This is a genomic window from Syntrophotaleaceae bacterium (assembly GCA_041390365.1).
GTDB lineage: Bacteria > Desulfobacterota > Desulfuromonadia > Desulfuromonadales > Syntrophotaleaceae > JAWKQB01.
On sequence record JAWKQB010000001.1, the window covers coordinates 1,227,361 to 1,245,695 of the forward strand.

Here is an 18,335-nt window from a genome sequence, read left to right on the forward strand (position 1 = left end):
CGGATTTCGGGTTGCCGCCCCAGGGTTGACAGGCAGGTCATCCCACCAGATTGACTCTGTCGCCAACCTCCTTGACCTCTTTGAAAACGTCGAACTTTGAACCGTTGCTGGTGTTGAATTCAGGAACCAGGGCTTTAAGCGTTGCGATCAGAATCTCCGCGTTGCCGGTCTGGATGGCCTGCAGCAACTCTTCACTTTTCTGATCCACGAAACCTGAGGTGCTGGCTGCCTCCAGAATCCTGATTTTTTCATGGCTCGTCGGCTTCACTCCTTCCCCTTCGATAAGCAGTTCCTCATAAAGTTTTTCGCCCGGACGCAAACCGGTGAAGGCGATTTCGATATCTTCATAGGGGCGCCGTCCGGACAGGCGGATCATTTCCTCGGCGAGGCGGATGATTTTCACCGGCTCGCCCATGTCCAGCAGGAATATTTCCCCCCCGAACCCCATGCACCCTGCCTGAAGAACAAGTTGCACCGCTTCAGGGATTGTCATGAAAAAGCGCGTGATTTCCGGATGGGTCACGGTGACGGGGCCACCTTTTTGAATCTGATCGCGGAAAATCGGAATGACGCTGCCGTGACTTCCCAGCACATTGCCGAAACGAACCGTTGTGGCTTTGGTTCGGCAGTTTTTTGGCAGGCGCTGGACATAGATTTCAGCCACCCGTTTGGTCGCACCCATGATATTGGTCGGATTCACGGCCTTGTCGGTGGAAATAAGGACGAAGTGTTCCACACCGACCTCGATGCTGGCATCGACCACCTTTTTTGTGCCGAAAACATTGTTCTTGACCACCTCAAAAGGATTGATTTCCGACATGGGCACGTGCTTGTAGGCGGCGGCATGAAATACCACCTGCGGCCGGTGCTCCTGGAAGACCTGGTTGATGCGCGTCAGGTCGCGGATGTCAGTCAAGCTCGGGGTCATGGGAAGTCTTGGGAATTGCGCCCTCAGCTCGTTCTCCAGATGAAACAGGGGCGTCTCGGCATTCTCCACCAGAACCAGGGAGTCCGGTCCAAACTGGGCGACCTGACGACAGATCTCGCTGCCGATGCTTCCGGCTGCACCGGTCACCAAAACCCGCTTCCCGTGAAGATACTGGTTGATCTCCTTGACATCGAGCCGAATCGGAGCTCTTCCCAGAAGATCTTCCAGGCGAACCTCCCGGCAATGCTGAAGAGACACCTGTCCGGAAATGATGTCGCCGATCGCCGGCAATATTTTCGACTCGATCCGTTTTTTCTTGCAGAAGGTGACGATCTCCCGCAACTCTTTGGCTGAAACCGAGGACTCGGCAATGATGACCAGATCGATTTCATTCCGGCTGCAGATCTTATCCAGATCCCCGAGGGTCCCAAGGACAGGCACTCCATTGAAAATCCAGCCTTTTCTTTCACGATCCCGATCGATGAATCCCAGGACGGACTTGCACAGCTTAGGATTCTCCCTGATTTCCCGGACGATGGTTTGAGCCACGCTGCCCGATCCCACCACCAGAGCGCTTTTTCTGTTGTCATCATAGTTTTTGGAGCGTATTCCTCTCTGTTCCCGGGCGATGCGGGTCAGAACCCGGACCCCGATCATCGTCATGAAACAGACCAGGAAGTCCAGGATGATGACCGACCTCGGCAGACTGTTCATATAACGAAAAAAAACGGCATAAAGGATAAATCCGATGGAGCCTGCGATATTGGCCCGCAGGATCAGAAGCATGTCCGGGATCGAAACGTAGCGCCACCAGCCGACGGACATGCCCATGGCACGGAAAACGATCAGTTTGATCAGAACCACAAAGGGAAGCATTTCCACAATGACGGGCCAGTACTGAGGAGGTATTTTCAGATCGAACCGGAGCAGAAAGGCGAGCAGGAGGGAAAACATCACCACCACCAAATGGAAAATGATGATGAGCGCCCTTCTGGATTTATACGTAATAATAAATTTTCCCCAAAATCGGGCTTCCACTGTTTCGGACATGCAGCCCCCCCTCTAATTAAAATCAAGTTTGGAATGCCCAGCGAGGCTTTTCCCTTAAACTCGATTCCTTAAATGCATATCATGTGGAAACCGGTTGTCAAATTGAAGCAGACCTTTGAAACAGTTATACAAATACTTAAATTTTTGATGTTTTTTGTTTTTGCGAAAAATTAGTTTCGGGATCGATGCTGCTGTTCGACAGATACAGGAAGCAGTCGAAACAAACGTTGAAATTAGGCGGATTTCATTGGGAAAATGGATGATAGGCAATCAAGCAGGGGTTCTAAAGCTGGTATTTCTAATCTTGATTCGAGCTCAGCAATAGGTGGAATTGCCATTTAAAATTGGTCAGGTAATTTGCGCCTCCTGAATGACTTTCCGAGCAACGGTTCCGCAATAGTGCATCTCTTCCACTTCCAGCGATGGATGAACCAGAAACATGAGGCTGTTTTCGCCGAGTTCTCTGGCAGCGGGCAACCGCGAGGATGGGCCGATGCCCCTATCGATAAAAGCCTTTTCGAGATAGATTTCGCTGCAGCTTCCACTGAGGCAGGGAACACCTTCGGCAGCAATGGCTTGCATTATCCTGTCGCGGTTCCACCCGTTTTTCAGATTCTCGGGGCGGACGAATGCATAATATTTGTAATAAGAGTGGGTCAGGTGAGGAGGTGGAACACAGATCCGCAAACCTTGCAGGTCACTGAACAACTCATCGAGAATCGCAGCATTTCTGCGGCGAAGGGCAACCCAATCGGGCAGTTTCCGCAAAACCACCCTTCCCAGGGCAGCCTGAATCTCCGTCATCCGCAAGTTTGTGCCAAAGGATTCGTGCAGCCATCGAAAACCGGGCGGATGCCCCTGATCGAATACTGCCTGGCGGCTTTTTCCGTGATCCTTGTATGACCAGGCGCATTCCCAAAGATCATCATCGTCGGTCGTCAGCATTCCCCCTTCCCCGCCCGTGGTCATAATCTTGTCCTGGCAGAAAGAGAAAGCCCCGACATGCCCCATAGACCCGACCTTTCTCCCTTTATAGAGCGCACCGTGAGCCTGCGCGCAGTCCTCCACAACCTTGATCCTGTGCTTTGCTGCAAGGGCCATAATGGAATCCATCTCGCAAGGCCGACCAGCCAGGTGAACCACGATGACGGCGCGGGTTCTGTCCGTCAGGACGGCAGCGATCGTCTCTGCCGTGATGTTCTGGCTTTCGAGATCGACATCGGCCAGGACCGGGGTCGCGCCACGCATGACAATAGCGCTGGCTGAGGCGATGAAAGTCCTGCTGGTCGTTATGACTTCATCTCCTGGTCCTATGCCAAGGGCATACAGAGCCAGCTCCAGGGCAACGGTCCCATTGGCGAGGGCAATGGCGTGTCTGGTCTCGACGTGGCCTGCAAACTCCTCTTCGAACAGGCGCCCTTCCTCCCCGGTCCAGTAATTCACCTTCCCGGATTGAAGAACCCGGACAACGGCTTCAATTTCGTCGTCCGCAAAGATTGGCCAAGGGGATGTAACAGATTTCTTTCCCACAGACTGGCCCTGAGAGATCGACTTCATGGACATTTTCTCCTTTTTTCATCGTATCCATGCCCTGTTCACAAGCTTGTAGACAGTTTTGCGGTATGGTTCCGGCACCAGCGCCCTGGCAATCCGGAAAATTCTTTTTTTGACCGAGCAGATTTCGGGTAGATACCTATGTATTAACCTGGAGGATGTGCAGGATCCGTCGGGCAGAAATTCCCATTGCCCCTTGAGGCAGCGATACATCCGGTTTATCAACTGGTCGACAATGGCCGATGTCTCCAATCTCTCCGGATCGAGACTCAGTTCGATCCGGGGTATGCGCTTTCTGTCGAACCGGGCCACTTCATGAATATCGGCGGAAACGAGACATGATCCGCACCAGGTCCTTTTTAGCCATTCTAAAAAATCTCCGTTGGGTGCAAAATCGCAATCAAACTTGGTATTCCAAACTTCTATGAAATCGAAGGATTTAAGATCGTCTTTGTTCAACAGCCGTCTGATGTTGCTGGGATGGTGCAGAACGGCGATCCCGCCCTTCTCGTGGATTTTTTCGACCAGAGGCTCTATCCCTTTATCAAGGACGGAACGTTGCACCAGATCGGGCAGACCGACCGCTCCGATGTGAATGATGCCTCCCCGATGAATTACCTCATATTCCATCCCCGGAACCAGAAGGACGTCCTTTCTATATTTCGAGCATTCAAACAAATACCGGTCAAACTTCTCCTGATCGAAACCGAGATCATGTTCGGTGAGTAGCACAAAACGAATTCCATGAGCCCGGGCCCAATCAGCAATCTCCTCCAGGCTGTTGGTCCCGTCATAGGAGTAATTCGAATGAATATGATAAATCCCGGTCATTCCGGAAACCGTCATCGTCACGCCAATCTTATCCGAGTTCGCAACAGTCGTGGAAAATCGGGAAGGTCCCAAGATAAAATCAGATTTTTGTCCTCTATCCTCTGCTTTATATCCTGACTATCTCTTTTCAAATTCTCTCATTCAAAAATTCGGGACAATTTTGGCCGAGATCCCTTTGGATATGCCGGTTGCCCGGGTTTTCTCCACCGCCATGCCATCAACGAAAACATCATCAAATATTCTAAAAAAATAACCGGTTTTGACTTGGGGGCGTGGTATGTCCTGATGGAATAAAAAATGGCGGATGCACATTTCAGGCATGTTGAAATTAAAATATGCCCGAGCCGATTCGGTACTCGAAAATCGCGGATTAATCTCAAAAAGTACCGGCCCCCGGTCAGTCAGACGCAACTGAAGATTCAGCGGACCAACATACCCGAGTTTTTCCGCAATACTTTCACAGTACCCGGAAATTTCATCATGAAAAAGGACCTGCGCCTTGTGGGTCAGGCCATGACCAAGTGTCCTTTTCATAACAATGGTTCCCACAGCCCTGGAATCGCGGTCGCAGAAGCACCCTACGGTGAATTCCCCGTCATCGGGCAGAAGATATTCCTGAATGATCGGCTTTTCCAGAACAGACATCAAATGATCCAGTTCCTGACTGTTGCGAGCCATGGATAATTGCCTGGAGCCTGCTCCAAAACGCCCCTTGACGATGTAGGGGAAAGGAACTTCCTGCTGGAAACGGATCAGTTCATCATCATTTCCAGGAATACAGGACCGGGGATGATTGAAGCCTCTTTCCCTGAGAAAATTGACAAGCAACCACTTGTCTCCGGCAACTTTCAGGGCTTCAAAGGGCGGAGCGACAACATAGGCGCCGGTTTCATTCGTGATCTCCTCTGAATGTTCTGCCAAAACCATCATCTCCGCCATCCCGCCGGTCATGACGATGTCGATTTTTTCGATCCGTATGATTTCCTTGATTTTTGGCAGAAAATCCTTGGAGGTAGCATTCGGAATGACATAGCCCAGATCGGTACGGTAAAGACCGACGGAGAGATAACTGCTGTCGCAGGCCACGATCCGGGTATTAAGCGCAGATTGCTTCAGGGCCTTCCAGATGAAAATACTCTGATCACCTCCGGCTCCTGTCAAAAGAACATTAATTGTCCTGAAATTGTTTGCCATCATTTCAAGTCCTTTCCTTGATGCTCGTTTCGAAGTGGTCGGGAAAGGGTGCTTTTCTTCGACCCACCGGCAGAGCCTGAAAAGTGTTCGGCAAGGTTTCCGTTTTTGGTCGTTATGCCTTCCCGCCTGATGACCTTCACCAGGGTCAGCCCGATGATTTTCAGATCGAGCCAAATGGACTGGTGGTCTACGTACCAGACATCCAGAGCAAACCTCTCTTCCCAGGAAAGGGCATTGCGTCCGTTCACCTGGGCCCAACCGGTGACGCCTGGTTTCACCTCCAGTCGACGTTTCTGCTCCGGTGTATAGAGGTCGAGATATTCCATCAGCAAAGGCCTGGGGCCTATGAGGCTCATTTCGCCCTTCAGGACGTTGATCAACTGGGGCAGCTCATCCAGACTCAGGGCTCTGAGCATACGACCGAGAGACGTCAATCTTTTTTGCCCTGGAAGCAGTTTGCCGTTTTTATCAAAGGCGTTAACCATCGTCCTGAATTTCAATAAATAGAAAGGGCAGCCATTCAAACCGGGCCGCAAGTGCCGGAAAAGAACCGGGGGCCCCATATTGATTCGAATGACTGCCGCAATAAGTCCGAAAAGCGGGAGCGTTAGAATCAGAGCAAAAGACGAAACCATCAAATCGAACAGTCTTTTCATGACACTCGCGCAGGGACACCAGCCTGCGGGATGACCCTAAGCGCCCGACTTGGCCGAAAGGGGGCCTCGATTAGCTGTGGATTGGTCATTCCCTGCTGATGCCCATGGCAGCGGCGGAAACAACCTGTTCTCTCCTCTCCTGATCCAGATCGCTTTCAGCCTGGTCAGGATCGGCGGAAACGCCCTCCTGACCAACCACGATCGCTACGGTCTTCAAAAGAATCCGGATGTCCAGCAACAGGGACCAGTTTTCGACATACCAGACGTCGAGAGCCAATCTCTCGGTCCAGGGTAGATAGTTGCGACCATTGATCTGGGCCCACCCTGTGAGTCCGGGTTTGACCGTGTGCCGCAAACACTCGCGCTCGCTATAGTAGGGAATGTAACGCGACAGCAGCGGACGGGGCCCGACCAGGCTGAGATCGCCTTTGATGACATTGTATAACTCGGGCAGCTCATCAAGGCTGGTCCGACGCAAGAACTCGCCCAGAGGCGTGAGCCGCTGCCTGTCAGGAAGCAGCCTGCCCTCATCGTCTCTGGCCTCGGTCATGGTGCGAAACTTGTAGATCTGAAAAGGTTTGCCGGCAAGCCCCGGCCTTATCTGGCAAAAGATTATCGGTCTTCCAAGTCTGGCAAGGATAAGACAGGCCAGCAGTGCGAACAATGGCAGCAACAGTATGAATGCCGCAATCGCCAGGACCAGGTCCATACTCCGTTTCAAAAAAACTGACTTCAACATAAAGGACTCCCAGAAATCTTTCTCGCCCAGCCAATGAGCATGCTTCCCATGTCGAGACTCCTTCCCAGATTCCAAAGGAAAACAGAACATGAGTTTTGCGAGGAAAGCATGTTGCGGGATGTGACGTAAGACGGGTCCACCGGAGTCGTTGATTTGATTTCGTCTATAAACAGCTCGGCCCTTTGAATAATCTTCTGCAGGGTATGCCTGTTGAAGCCATGGAGATGGTGCGGGGGAGTTACGGTGGCAACCACCCGACGTCGATAACCCAAGGCCTGGCGGAGCCTGGTGGGCATGGAACCTTCATTGGGGGTGGAAACAAGCACCCCGCCTCCCGGCACAAGCAGACGTTTTATTTCCAGCAAAGTTTCATAAGGATCAGGCAGGTGTTCGATGACATCCCGCAGGCGGATAAAATCGAATTGCTCCTTTTCCATGTGAGCCTCAAGCAGAGTGGTGCAGCGCAAATCCATCTCTAATTCTCTTCGCCCTTTTTCAATTAATTCTGGATCCAGATCTATGCCGACAGCTTCCCATCCGAGTTCCGCTGCTGCCCGCACAGAAGCTCCCGAACCACAGCCGACATCCAGAAACCTGAATTTTGAAGGCGCACTGCAGCCGAATTTTTCCAGTGAAGCACGATTTTCCAGAAGCTGTTTTTTTTCGAATTCGATAACCTTGTTCGAGAGGTTGACACTCTGATATCTCGTGTATTGAAATCCAAGGGATACTTTCGAAAATTCATGATCAGGTCTAAAAATGGCTGTGGGATTCACATAAATGAGGCCGCAATTTCGACACTGCCCTATGGTCCATCCACCTTGTTTGGCAATTGCTTTGAATTGATCCATCCCGCAGACATTGCAGTCTATCCATTTCTTTTCCATGGCGTGGCTCCTTCCGCTGAAAACGGCGGGGCGTTCTTCTCTTCCCTTCTCTCTAAGAGTTGCTTTGCCAGGAAGCTGCACCTCCTGATAAAAGGGCTTAAGTCCTTGAGGTCGAAAATACCGAATACATGAGCGTTGAAATACGGACGCAGATAGGCAGCCAAAGAGTATTTTTCCTGCCGAAAATATTTGAGGGAATACCCCAGGTCGCGAGTTATATCGACCCAGTAGACATTCTCGCGGAATGCGGCCTTTTCGGGGACAACCCCCTCCATGAGATGACGATAGTGCAGCCAGGGGAAATTGATGCCGCAGCGAACCGCAAGCAGCCCGGACAGATTGTGGCGGCCATTGATTTCCATCAGCTTGTAGACACCGTCACGAGCATCCTGCTTGAACTCCGTGCAGGCAAAACCGTAAAAACCTATGGACTGGAGTGCCTTTCTACCGGGCTCGATGATCTCGGGGATCCATTCACTCCGGGCAACACGGGGGGATCCCCACATAGGCGGTGCGTTGCGGATGTGCCGAGCTGTAAATTCGACCAGGGACCGCCCTTCCCAGGCGTAGGCATTGTAGTTGACAACCGTCTCATCCCCACCCGGAATGATTTCCTGCAGCATCACCTCGAGGTTGCAGTCAGCAGACTGCCGATACACGGTGACCATCTCGTCCAGATTCCGCACCGGAACCATTTTCCTTTTGAATCGATCATAAAACAGATGACTCTGGGATGGTTTCACCAGACAGGGAAATTCAATGCCGGCGGCGTAGCGTTCGACATCCTCAACCGATGCGGGAACCATGGTTTTGGGTACCGGAACACCAAAGGCTTCAGCGCAACGGTAGGTATGTTTTTTCTCGATGAAAAGGGAAACGATATCCCCTTCGGGGCAGGCAACCACAAAATATTTGTCCAGCAGCGATCTGTTCCTGGCGAGGACGGCCACGGTTTCATCGGATGCGGGCACCAGAAAGGAGTCTTTGAAACGGTCTTTCTGGTGCAATAAAGCATCGATGAACTCGATTTCCTGCTCTTCAGGATGAGGAACTTTGATCACCTCTTTGACATAGCGCGATTTGTGCGCCATGTCCCTTTCGTCGTACCGAAACAGGACAATCGGCACTCCCATTTCCCCGAGGGCGCGGACGATGCCTAGAGACATCGTGTGAGCGCTGAGTACAAGGGCAGGTTTCAAAAGAAGCCTCCATGAAAGGATGGAGTTGCATCCGACCGGCACTGGCGGCTGCTGGTTTATCCACACGCATACTTGTCGAAAAATTAGCTAATCACAATGTTAAATGGTTCTTTCCTTTTGTAAATACGCCGGTGTGAAAAATCTCATTTTCGAACAGTGTCCCTTGCGAAATGGGCTGGTATGAGAAGTCGGGGTTAGCGGCACCGGCCACTAAGGGAAAACGACCGACGATCCGAACGCGATTATGACGGTATGCGGTAGGCAGGAAAAAAGCCCATTTTTCCGGAATCCTGTGCCTCCATCTTTCCTAACCGCTTCTGGGTAAGATCGGCATAGACATCCGCAATGACGACAGCCCGAAAGGTATAAAACGGAACGGACAGGGGCGAAAATCGGGCTTTATAGGTATACAGCGAGTCTGTGGCACCACCGAGCCCGCCACCCAGATGAAGAAAGCGATGCCCTTCTTTTTTGAAACAGAGCCGTGCCTCGGCAATGATCAGCTTGTTTGGAGAAAAATTCATGTATCTGGTCATGGTTCCACCAAGATGGTATTGAACGATTCCATTCTCCATAGTGAAAAGCATACTCCCTGCAAAGTCCCCCTCAGCGGACAATACCGTCCATAGATCGAGCTTTTCACCGAATGTAGTTCGCAGGTCCTCAAAATACCGATTCGAAAAGAAGTAAAACCCATCGGCACTGACTCGGTCCATGTTTTCACGATAGGCATCGATAAACGACTGCCAGTACCGCCATTCATTGCGAACGGCAACAAAGCCGTGCTCACGCAAGCGCTTTATGTGGCGCCTGTGATTATTGCTGGTTTCCTGCCACATTTGTTCAGGGGTATGGGAAAGATCGATATAAACCGTATTCCCATGCTGGACAAGTGTTCCGAGTTTTTGAAGAGGGTCAGCTGGAAACGGCAGCAAAGGGTGAAGTCGCCAAAAAGCCGATACAACGCCGTTTTTTCGGCATGCACTGAAAAAACCCTGCAAAATGTCTTCAATGTTTTTTTCGGAATGATTCCCGTTCAAGATTGGACCGGGATACCCGTAAGGCGTGAAAACATCGCACAGGCTGTATTCCGACTTCAGATCGGCGGGGATGACACGTTTCAGAAGAGGAACAAGAAAAACACTTTCAGCAGTTTCAGCCCAAAAAGCGCACGGCATGCCGCCTTCATGACGAGCTGCAAGGGAGAGATATTCAGGCAGATGGTACAGGTCGTGATCGGCTATTTTCAGCAGATCCTTCCATCTGGAATCGTCCGAGGAAATGAATTCGGCTTGCATGGACCCTCCTGAAAAGACTGTGAGGGATAACTGGTGTCCCGTGCGCTTGAGCGTGTCAAGAAATTCTGAGCCATTTTGGTTACTGTCAAGGCGCGCCGCCGCAGGCCTAGCTAGAGTTGAGCCGAGAAGGCGGAACGTAGACAGCGACCAAAAGGTCCGGAGCGCACTAGGCACTAGTGTAGTAAAAAAATGAAGCCGCCTCCTTTTTTCCTGTTCACTGAAAGTCTAGCGGTTAAACTCAGGTTCTCCACCTTTCCAGGGAAACCGATGCTTGATCGTCAAACCGGCATCGCCATCAGGAAGGAGACCAAGGTTTTCCAGAATGACTCTGTTGACCTTTTTCACATCATACTTCTCTTCGGCGATTGCTCTGCTGGCCAGACCCATCTTTTTGATGAGCGAAGGATTTTCGATCAACTGTTCCATGGCACCGGCCAACGCCTCGGCGTCTCTTGGTGGCACAAGAAGACCGTTTAGTCCGTGGACCACCGTCTCACGGCATCCGGGGGAATCGGTTGTGATGATAGGCCGGGCCATCGCCATAGCTTCCAGAATTGACCTGGGAACCCCTTCGCGATAAAAACTGGGCAAAACATAGACAGAGGAACTCTCGATTACTTTACGAACATCATTCAAGTATCCGTGATATTCGATTAAATCATCTTTTATCCAACCATCAAGTTCATCTTTAGTGATGTGATATTTATCATCATGGCAGGATCCTACAAGTCTGAATTTGACATTTGGATACTTTTTTTTCACTATTTTTGCAGCATTGACAAATTCGATTATTCCTTTTTCTTTGATAAGCCTTGCTATCAGTAGAAAAGAGGGAGATTGCGGTGGTTCATTAGAAGAAAATTTCGTCAGACAAACTCCGGAGCCGTTTATTAAAATTTTCTCCGTATTCTCTTTTATTATTTTATTTTCGATGAAAAGTTTTATATCATCCGGATTTTGAAAAAAAATGACATGTCTTTTAGTAATGGACATTTTGTAAAGAATAGTTGCAATTTTTCTGGTTAAATTTCCAGCCTCTTCAGAAAATGGGTGCCCCAAACCTGTTACCATAACTCCTATCCTCGGAACTCCTGAGATTATTGAGGCAAGAGACCCAAAAATATTCGGTTTAATAGTGTAAGTCAGGACAACATCAGGCTTAAATTTTCTAAGTAAATTTATGAGATTTAGAACAAGACAAAATTCCGATTTTATGTTGAAAGTCGTTCTGTTCAACTGAATATTATGATAATTCACACCAAGTGTTTTCAAACTGCTGAGGGTTCTTTTATCAGCATCGGGAGCACAGGCAATCACCTCGTGATTATTCTTGACCATTTCCTGAATCAGGTCTCCTCGAAATCTGATCAATGATTCAGCGAAGCTTGCAATAATGACCACTTTTGCCATTTTAAGTATCTCCTTAATTATTTATTTTCAGTTTTTCAACTTCATGACCGCACTTGTACCCTCCATGCACATTTTCGTTATGTTTCACCAGACATTCGAAAAGGTCTTCATACTGCCGGACAATTTTGGGTATTGAGAAATTATCAACGATCCGCTCTCGGGCCGATATACCGAGACGGGTTCTCTCTTTTTGTCCAATCTCGGTCATTTTTATCAACGCTTGGGCCAATTCCTCGGGAGAGTTTGGCGATACAATCATTCCGGTGTCACCGACAATCCAGGCTGAATCTCCTACGTCAGTCACAGCACAAGGGACGCCACAGGACATGGCCTCGCCGATGACATTTGAAAACCCCTCGCAAACGGATGCCGAAGCAAGGATATCCAGCGCTGAATAAAGACGGGGCATATCCGCCTGCTGCCCAAGCAGCAGGAAGTAATCCTCCATTCCGTATTTGCGTATAGAATCTGCAATCTCCTGGTTTTCCCAGTCGACTTGAAATCCGCAGAGAACAAACCGTACTTTTCTGTTTCCCCGCACAAAAATTTCTGCAGCTTGAAAAAAATTTTTATGGCCTTTATGAGGATGGTAGCGTCCGAACATTCCAATGGCTAAAAAGTCGTCCTCGATCCCCAGTTCTTTTCTCGACCTCATACGTAATTCAGGGTCGGGGACATACTCATCCGTAAAAAATCCGTTGGGAATAACCAACATGCGGTTTTGGTCGTAGCCGATGGACGAATGGGTTATCTGTGAATCGCGGGCACAACATATAATTTTTTGAGGCAGATATTTAGATAATCGGGCACATAAATCAGCAACCATAACCGTGGACTTTTTGTCCTTGACGCGATCGAGATTGCTGTGTCGAATATTCCAGACAACGGGAAATCGACCGGCAAGACGGGCGGCAAGTCCACCCATCAGGTCGGCATGATACATCCAGGTACTGACCAGGCGGGGCTGCCGTCTGCGCAAATGCGCAATCAAAGAGGCCATCTGCAAAGCCATGGCCGGTCCCAGGTTCAGATTGAAAACAAGAGTTTTGATGCCGAGAGAACGATATCTCTCAAGCAGAAAACATGTTTCCGGACGAAGCCCTGAAAGGGAAATAACTTCAGGGTCGAATTTTTTCCGGTCAAGCTGCTGCAGGAGTTTCAAAAGCATCATCTGGGCCCCGCCGGCACCAAGGGAAGTAATGATAAAGCTTGTGCGGATAGGCTCCGAAGGCTTCCTGCTGGAATCTGTCATATTCCCATCCGCATAAGAGGTCTCCGGTTCCGTCATGCTGGAAGATTAAAACAAAACTTTGGAATAAGCTCTGATCGATTTTGCCTGGCTGAACAGTTCCGCCCTCGCCATCAGCAGACTTCGGAGTTCCACATTGTCCTTCCTTTTCTGGCACAGTTCTTCCTCGATTGCCCTGGCCATTTCCGAAACCGCGTTCACCGGCACCAGCCTGCCGTATCGTCCGTTCTCCAGGATTTCCGCCGGCCCGTTCCTGCAATCGGTGGCCACGACCGGCGTTCCCACGGCCATGGCTTGGACAAGGACGTTCGGAAAGCCTTCCTGAATGGACGAAAGGACACACAGTGCGGAGCGGGCCATGTACGAAAATGGGTTTTTGCTGAACCCGGGCAGCAGTACGGAATCTTGAAGCTTCAGTTCGAGCACGAGTTTCTCCAGCTCTGCTCTCAACTCCCCTTCCCCCAGAATCAGAAGCCGGGCTTTTTGTCGAAAGCCTGGCTGCGAGAACGCTCTGATCAGCATTCCGAAATTTTTGGCACGGGACAGCCTGCCCACGGCCAAAACAACCGGAGGCTCCCCCGGCAGGAACCAGGGGTGGTCCAAAGGTTCCTGGGCCTGATCGGCCAGGCCCGATGTGACGACCGGATTGTAAACAACCTCGATTTTCTGTCCAGGCAACTTGGCGAAACTTTGCAAATCATCTGCAACCCCCCTGGAAACCGCGACAATCTTGTCCGCTGAAGGATAAAGCAGTTTAACCAGTTGCACCCCTCTCCAGGCCTTGAACCCTTTATGGCGTGAAAGACTTTGCGACATGGTGGTCGCTTCACGAATAACCAGCCGAAACGGAATACTGCTGAGCTTGCGGGCAGAAAGGGCGACAAGGTTTGCATGAAACGGAGTCGAGAGAAGCGCCTGAGGCCTCCTTTGCCGCAGATAGCGAATCAACCCGGGAAGGCTTTTCAGAACCCGGTTGACCCCAAGATCGACAACACTGACGTTTTTAGGAACAAGGTCGAGATAGGGACCTTCGGCGTTCACCAGAACCAGGTCGACCCTGTACCCCTGATCGGCAAAACCGGTGGCGAGGTCCAGCATGGCTCTCTCGGCACCTCCTCCTCTCAGCGAGGGAAGGAAAAAGGCAATATGTTGAGAGGATGGGCACATAGAGATCCCTTCTGTTAATGACGGTATCTGTTACGCATGGAAAGGTAGGTCCATCCTCTGAACGAGCCGAGAAGAGTGTTACGGACATCCGCCAAATTCCGCTTCCCCGATTCCTTGGATCCGATTCCATAGCGATTTATGAAAACCGAGAGAGAGGCCAGCCAACCGATATTTTCATCAATGTGATTCGTCGTCACTGTTTTTGCTTTCGGCCATATTTGAATCATTGCATCGAGGGAAGCTTCGTTGAATACGCCCAACTCCCGAATGACATCGGAATTGACCAGGCAAAGCACCTCCTTGCGCAGATCATTGCGAAGCCATTGGCCATAGCGGTGATACTCCTTGGTCCGAGTATCGCTTTCCCCGGCCTGCATTCCAAAAACCCTTCCGGTTCTGGCCCAGGGAATCTCTCCCAGCTTTCCGGGCAGCACTTCGAGCAAACCTTTATAAATACGATCGTCCCGAACAGAGGGGTCCAGACCCCAAACCAAACCAAACACGTCGGGAGAGGTAAACATTTGGAAAATCGGAATATGTTTACCTACACAGCTGGCAACGGCCTGGGACCTGCGACGAATGCAGTTCATTTGGTATTCGATTTCACGATATTGGTATTCCAAATCCCTCTGAATGTTTATTCTGTGCCCATAGGCGTCCTCATGAATCCTGGTCCTGGCTGCTTCCAGCACACTGTCCAGAACCAGACCGTAGCGATTCAGGTTCTTGCCAACCAGTGGTTTCAGCGCTTCGACCCGAACGCCTGAATACTCGGCGCGTCCAACCCCGTCACCGTAATTTCCGAAGATTATGGCATCAAAATTCTTCAGGTTCGCAACCTTCGGTAAGGCATGAAGGTGATAGGGAGCAAATTCCGCCCCCATTTCTCCGGCAACATGGATATTCTCAAGCAACTGTTCGGGATTCAGCTGAAACTCGAGTTGTTCCCAACCCAGACGCTTGGCCACTTCGGCTGAATAAGCCATATCCCTTGAGCCGGGAATTCCCCAGGTGATTCCTACGACCTCCCCAGGAAAATCTCCACGCAATTGCAATACCTTGACTATGCCGGCGACAATTCGACTGTCCATCCCGCCGGACAAAAGGATCCCAACTCTCTTGCGGCCGTTGAGATAGATCAAGCCTTCACGTTCCAAAGCCTCCCTGAATCGGCGCACCAACTCTCCATCGGGTATAATGGCCCGTCCATGTTTGGGTATCTCCGCATAGTCCCACCCTCCCCTTCCATCGGGGACAGCTCTCCAGGGCGCTTTTCGCAAACCCTTCAATAGGGTGCGCTGGCCCAACAAATTGCCGCGACTTAACATCTCCACAATCCCGACCGGATCTATCGACCGCTCGATTTTGGGATTCGCCCGCAGTGCTGATTCAACTGTGTAATGAAAATGTCCCGGATCAGCTTCGAAATAATATGGATAATCACTCCCGAGGTGCTTGTATCTCTCGAAAACCGATAAATCGAGATCGTATTTATCCATAGTATTTCTACAAATGTTTTTCATATTTAAAAACCCCATTTAAATTTTGTGGTTTTCCTAATTCAGTTCAATTGCCTTGAATTGTATTCTCTTGGCCATATTTAGATCCTCGTATCCATTTATGGTTATCTTACTTTTACTTATTGCATTAAGAGAGTGGGTAACAGACAGAATCATAATCAGCCACATCTGCTTTCTCCATTCCCAATTACTGGTCATTATGCAGGAAAACCAGATTGACAACACGAAAATCCACAATTTTAAATCGATATCTTTTAATTTAAGGACAGAACGAGCGACAATAAATGTCATGATTCCGAATATAATTAGGCCGACAAGACCAAGGTCAACGAGAATGGAGATAAAGACATTATGCGGGGCTTTCGCTAACGGAAAATAGGATGACATGGTCCTGCTGAAGGATCCGGCCCCGACTCCCCATATCGGGTGATGCGCGAACCCTTCCAGGCCCAGGCTCCAGATTTCTCCTCGACCGCCGAGATTTCCGCTGGCCAACTCAGTCTGCACGGTCAACAGGCGATCCAGGGTTTTTTCGGGCAAAAACACCGATACAGAAGCCAGGATCACCAGGGATGCCCCTCCAACAATGAAAGGCCAGCTGCGGCGCATGCCTTTCGGAGGGGTTAGGACAATAAAGGCCGCCCCGAGCAAACCCTTCACCAATCCCGCACGAGAGCCTGTCAATAACATCGCCTGGCCGATGGCTGGTATTGAAGCGAGGCACAACCAGCGCAAGGGGCCTTTTTTCAAGAACAGGTACCAGGCAAAGGGGATACTGAGTGACAGAATCGAGGCAATTTCATTGGGGTTGAAATTGTAGGCACTGATGCGTTCATCCATCGTACCGCTCAGAAACTGATTTAAAACCCCGCAAGCCAAACCGAGACTTCCAAGTACAAACGCAAGGTAGAGACCATGAACCTTGTTTTCCTTGTCGCACCACTGAAGGATGAGCCACATCATCATCAGGAGTTGAAAATAGCTGAAAGCTCTCTTGTATGTGTTTTCCGGGGCTATTGTCCAAAACATCGAAGTCGCATTTAACAGGACAAAAATAAGCATAAACCAAAGCAGAGCATGAAACCGAAATTCCTGCTTTAGAGCCAAAAGAAAGAACAGACCGACACCCATCGCGAAAATACCGACAACTCGTCCAAGTGTTCCCACGCCCATTATAAAAATCGAACTTTCGAGAGGAATCACAAAAACAAGAAGCCAGACTGCAGCATAACCAGCATTGTTCATGCCCTTCTCCTTGCTTAAATATCCGTATTTCATTAAAAGAATATTCGACGCCAGTTTTGTCGTGAAAATAAATTTCAGTTTTATGAAGGTATATTTTTGGTTAAAAGAGTAAAATCGGTTTTTTTATTGTGAATTTCTTTATTCTTCTTTGATATGTAATTTTGAAATTTTATCGGTGCCAGTAGTTTATAGACCGGGTTCAAAATTCGGAATCCAATCGTTCTAAAGTATAATTTTCGAACGGCAGATTGAGCCGGAAGAATAAAATAATCATTTTCCTTTTTGTAAATGTTTGAATAGAATTCAGCACCTTTCTCTGCTGTGAGATGGTCATTGATCCAACTCATCCCTTCCTGCCCTATCTTTTCTGCTCTGCCCGGGTCGTTCAAAAGATCGACGATGACTTGTCCCGCTTTTTCTGGAGAGGCATCGTCTTCAGGTCGGTCACTGGCATCTCGGCCGGAAAAGTTTTTTTCCATGAGGGTGGCGAAGGTGTCCGAGCAGGCAAGTGCCGAGAAGCCATGGTTCCCAATGACCAGGGTCGGTAGGCCCACACTCATCGCCTCATAAGCCGATCTTCCCATTCCGACCGCAATGGAAGCTAATGGCAATAATCCGGACGCCTGTTCGCTTCCATGATCTGTCCAGGTGATGAGTGTTTGGCTGTGGCTTCTATTCACATCATGGATGGACTCCTGTAACTTATTCAGGGACAGTGAATCGTCAGCAGATCCAACAATGAGAAATTTTACTGAATGGCCCGCACCGACGTAATCAGCAGCTTTCACGAAGTTAAGCAGGGCTGGAATTTTTGAGGTGGCAATCCTGGATACCATCAGAACGATTCGATCATCTTTCGGTATCTTGAGCTGATTCAGAAAATCCACAAGGTATTTCTCCGTATATTTTTTATTCTCAAATTCAATACGCCCGGCATGAACGGAGATATTTTCTTCAGGAAACCCCTTTTCCATCAAACCTTGCTTCAGTTCATTGCTGAAAACAACCAGGGGCCGCATGACAGGAATCGACTTTCGGGGCACCGGGCCGCCGCAAATTGTGTACACGAGCTTTTTCGAATTCTTTTTGGCATGCCTATAACCCAGAATGAGGGCATTCGAATCGAAAGCATGAAAAACGTCAGGAGAAAACGTTTTATTTATGCGAGAGAAGGAACGGAAACTCTGGAGATTGATGACATACCCCTTTTCGTACCCTGTTGGAAAAATCGTGTAAGGAAGGCCACTCTTTTCCAACAGGGAAATCCCCTTTCCTTCCCCGGCGGCGACATGAACCTGAACTCCTTTTGCCGCCAATGCCCTGCCGATGGAAAGTGCAGATCGGGCGTGTCCCCCGATCCCCACGCGACCTATTATAAACAGCACTTTCATATCTTCCCCTTCCTTAC

The 18,335-nt window shown here is 49.7% G+C and carries 15 protein-coding genes; all 15 read right to left on the reverse strand.

All coding sequences use genetic code 11. The annotated features are described in order from the left end of the window. Positions 1–37: 37 nt before the first annotated feature. The 15 genes from R2940_05790 to R2940_05860 all read right to left on the reverse strand — a co-directional run bounded on the left by R2940_05790 (position 38) and on the right by R2940_05860 (position 18,318). The gene (locus R2940_05790) at positions 38–1,978 is read right to left on the reverse strand and encodes a nucleoside-diphosphate sugar epimerase/dehydratase (GenBank protein MEZ4599281.1); all 1,941 of its coding nucleotides are present in this window, start codon (positions 1,976–1,978) and stop codon (positions 38–40) included. 348 nt (positions 1,979–2,326) lie between these two features. Further along, on the reverse strand, positions 2,327–3,535 hold the full coding sequence (locus R2940_05795) for a DegT/DnrJ/EryC1/StrS aminotransferase family protein (GenBank protein MEZ4599282.1): 1,209 nt from the start codon (positions 3,533–3,535) through the stop codon (positions 2,327–2,329). 18 nt (positions 3,536–3,553) lie between these two features. Next, entirely contained in the window at positions 3,554–4,378 is an 825-nt protein-coding gene (locus R2940_05800) for a PHP domain-containing protein (GenBank protein ID MEZ4599283.1), read from the reverse strand. A 126-nt stretch (positions 4,379–4,504) separates the two neighbouring features. Continuing rightward, positions 4,505–5,560: an ATP-grasp domain-containing protein gene (locus R2940_05805; protein MEZ4599284.1), complete on the reverse strand. Its 1,056-nt coding sequence runs from the start codon at positions 5,558–5,560 to the stop codon at positions 4,505–4,507. After that, entirely contained in the window at positions 5,557–6,213 is a 657-nt protein-coding gene (locus R2940_05810) for a sugar transferase (GenBank protein ID MEZ4599285.1), read from the reverse strand. Before R2940_05810 ends, R2940_05805 begins: the two co-directional genes overlap by 4 nt. A gap of 85 nt (positions 6,214–6,298) precedes the next feature. After that, positions 6,299–6,952: a sugar transferase gene (locus R2940_05815; protein MEZ4599286.1), complete on the reverse strand. Its 654-nt coding sequence runs from the start codon at positions 6,950–6,952 to the stop codon at positions 6,299–6,301. Next, complete coding sequence (locus R2940_05820; GenBank protein MEZ4599287.1) at positions 6,946–7,839, reverse strand: class I SAM-dependent methyltransferase; 894 nt, start codon at positions 7,837–7,839, stop codon at positions 6,946–6,948. Before R2940_05820 ends, R2940_05815 begins: the two co-directional genes overlap by 7 nt. Beyond that, complete coding sequence (locus R2940_05825; protein ID MEZ4599288.1) at positions 7,821–9,038, reverse strand: hypothetical protein; 1,218 nt, start codon at positions 9,036–9,038, stop codon at positions 7,821–7,823. Before R2940_05825 ends, R2940_05820 begins: the two co-directional genes overlap by 19 nt. Before the next feature lie 242 nt (positions 9,039–9,280). Continuing rightward, positions 9,281–10,336, reverse strand: coding sequence for a GNAT family N-acetyltransferase (locus R2940_05830; GenBank protein MEZ4599289.1), 1,056 nt, complete (start codon positions 10,334–10,336; stop codon positions 9,281–9,283). A 225-nt stretch (positions 10,337–10,561) separates the two neighbouring features. Beyond that, positions 10,562–11,746 (reverse strand): glycosyltransferase family 4 protein, encoded by a 1,185-nt coding sequence (locus tag R2940_05835; GenBank protein ID MEZ4599290.1) that lies wholly within the window; start codon positions 11,744–11,746, stop codon positions 10,562–10,564. Between the two features lie 13 nt (positions 11,747–11,759). Then, the gene (locus R2940_05840; GenBank protein ID MEZ4599291.1) at positions 11,760–12,998 is read right to left on the reverse strand and encodes a glycosyltransferase; all 1,239 of its coding nucleotides are present in this window, start codon (positions 12,996–12,998) and stop codon (positions 11,760–11,762) included. Between the two features lie 45 nt (positions 12,999–13,043). Further along, complete coding sequence (locus R2940_05845) at positions 13,044–14,162, reverse strand: glycosyltransferase (protein ID MEZ4599292.1); 1,119 nt, start codon at positions 14,160–14,162, stop codon at positions 13,044–13,046. Between the two features lie 14 nt (positions 14,163–14,176). After that, positions 14,177–15,700, reverse strand: a complete 1,524-nt coding sequence (locus tag R2940_05850; protein MEZ4599293.1) for an asparagine synthase-related protein — start codon at positions 15,698–15,700, stop codon at positions 14,177–14,179. 18 nt (positions 15,701–15,718) lie between these two features. Continuing rightward, positions 15,719–16,927, reverse strand: a complete 1,209-nt coding sequence (locus tag R2940_05855; GenBank protein ID MEZ4599294.1) for an O-antigen ligase family protein — start codon at positions 16,925–16,927, stop codon at positions 15,719–15,721. Positions 16,928–17,007: 80 nt separating this feature from the next. Continuing rightward, complete coding sequence (locus tag R2940_05860; GenBank protein MEZ4599295.1) at positions 17,008–18,318, reverse strand: glycosyltransferase family 4 protein; 1,311 nt, start codon at positions 18,316–18,318, stop codon at positions 17,008–17,010. Positions 18,319–18,335 lie beyond the last annotated feature (17 nt).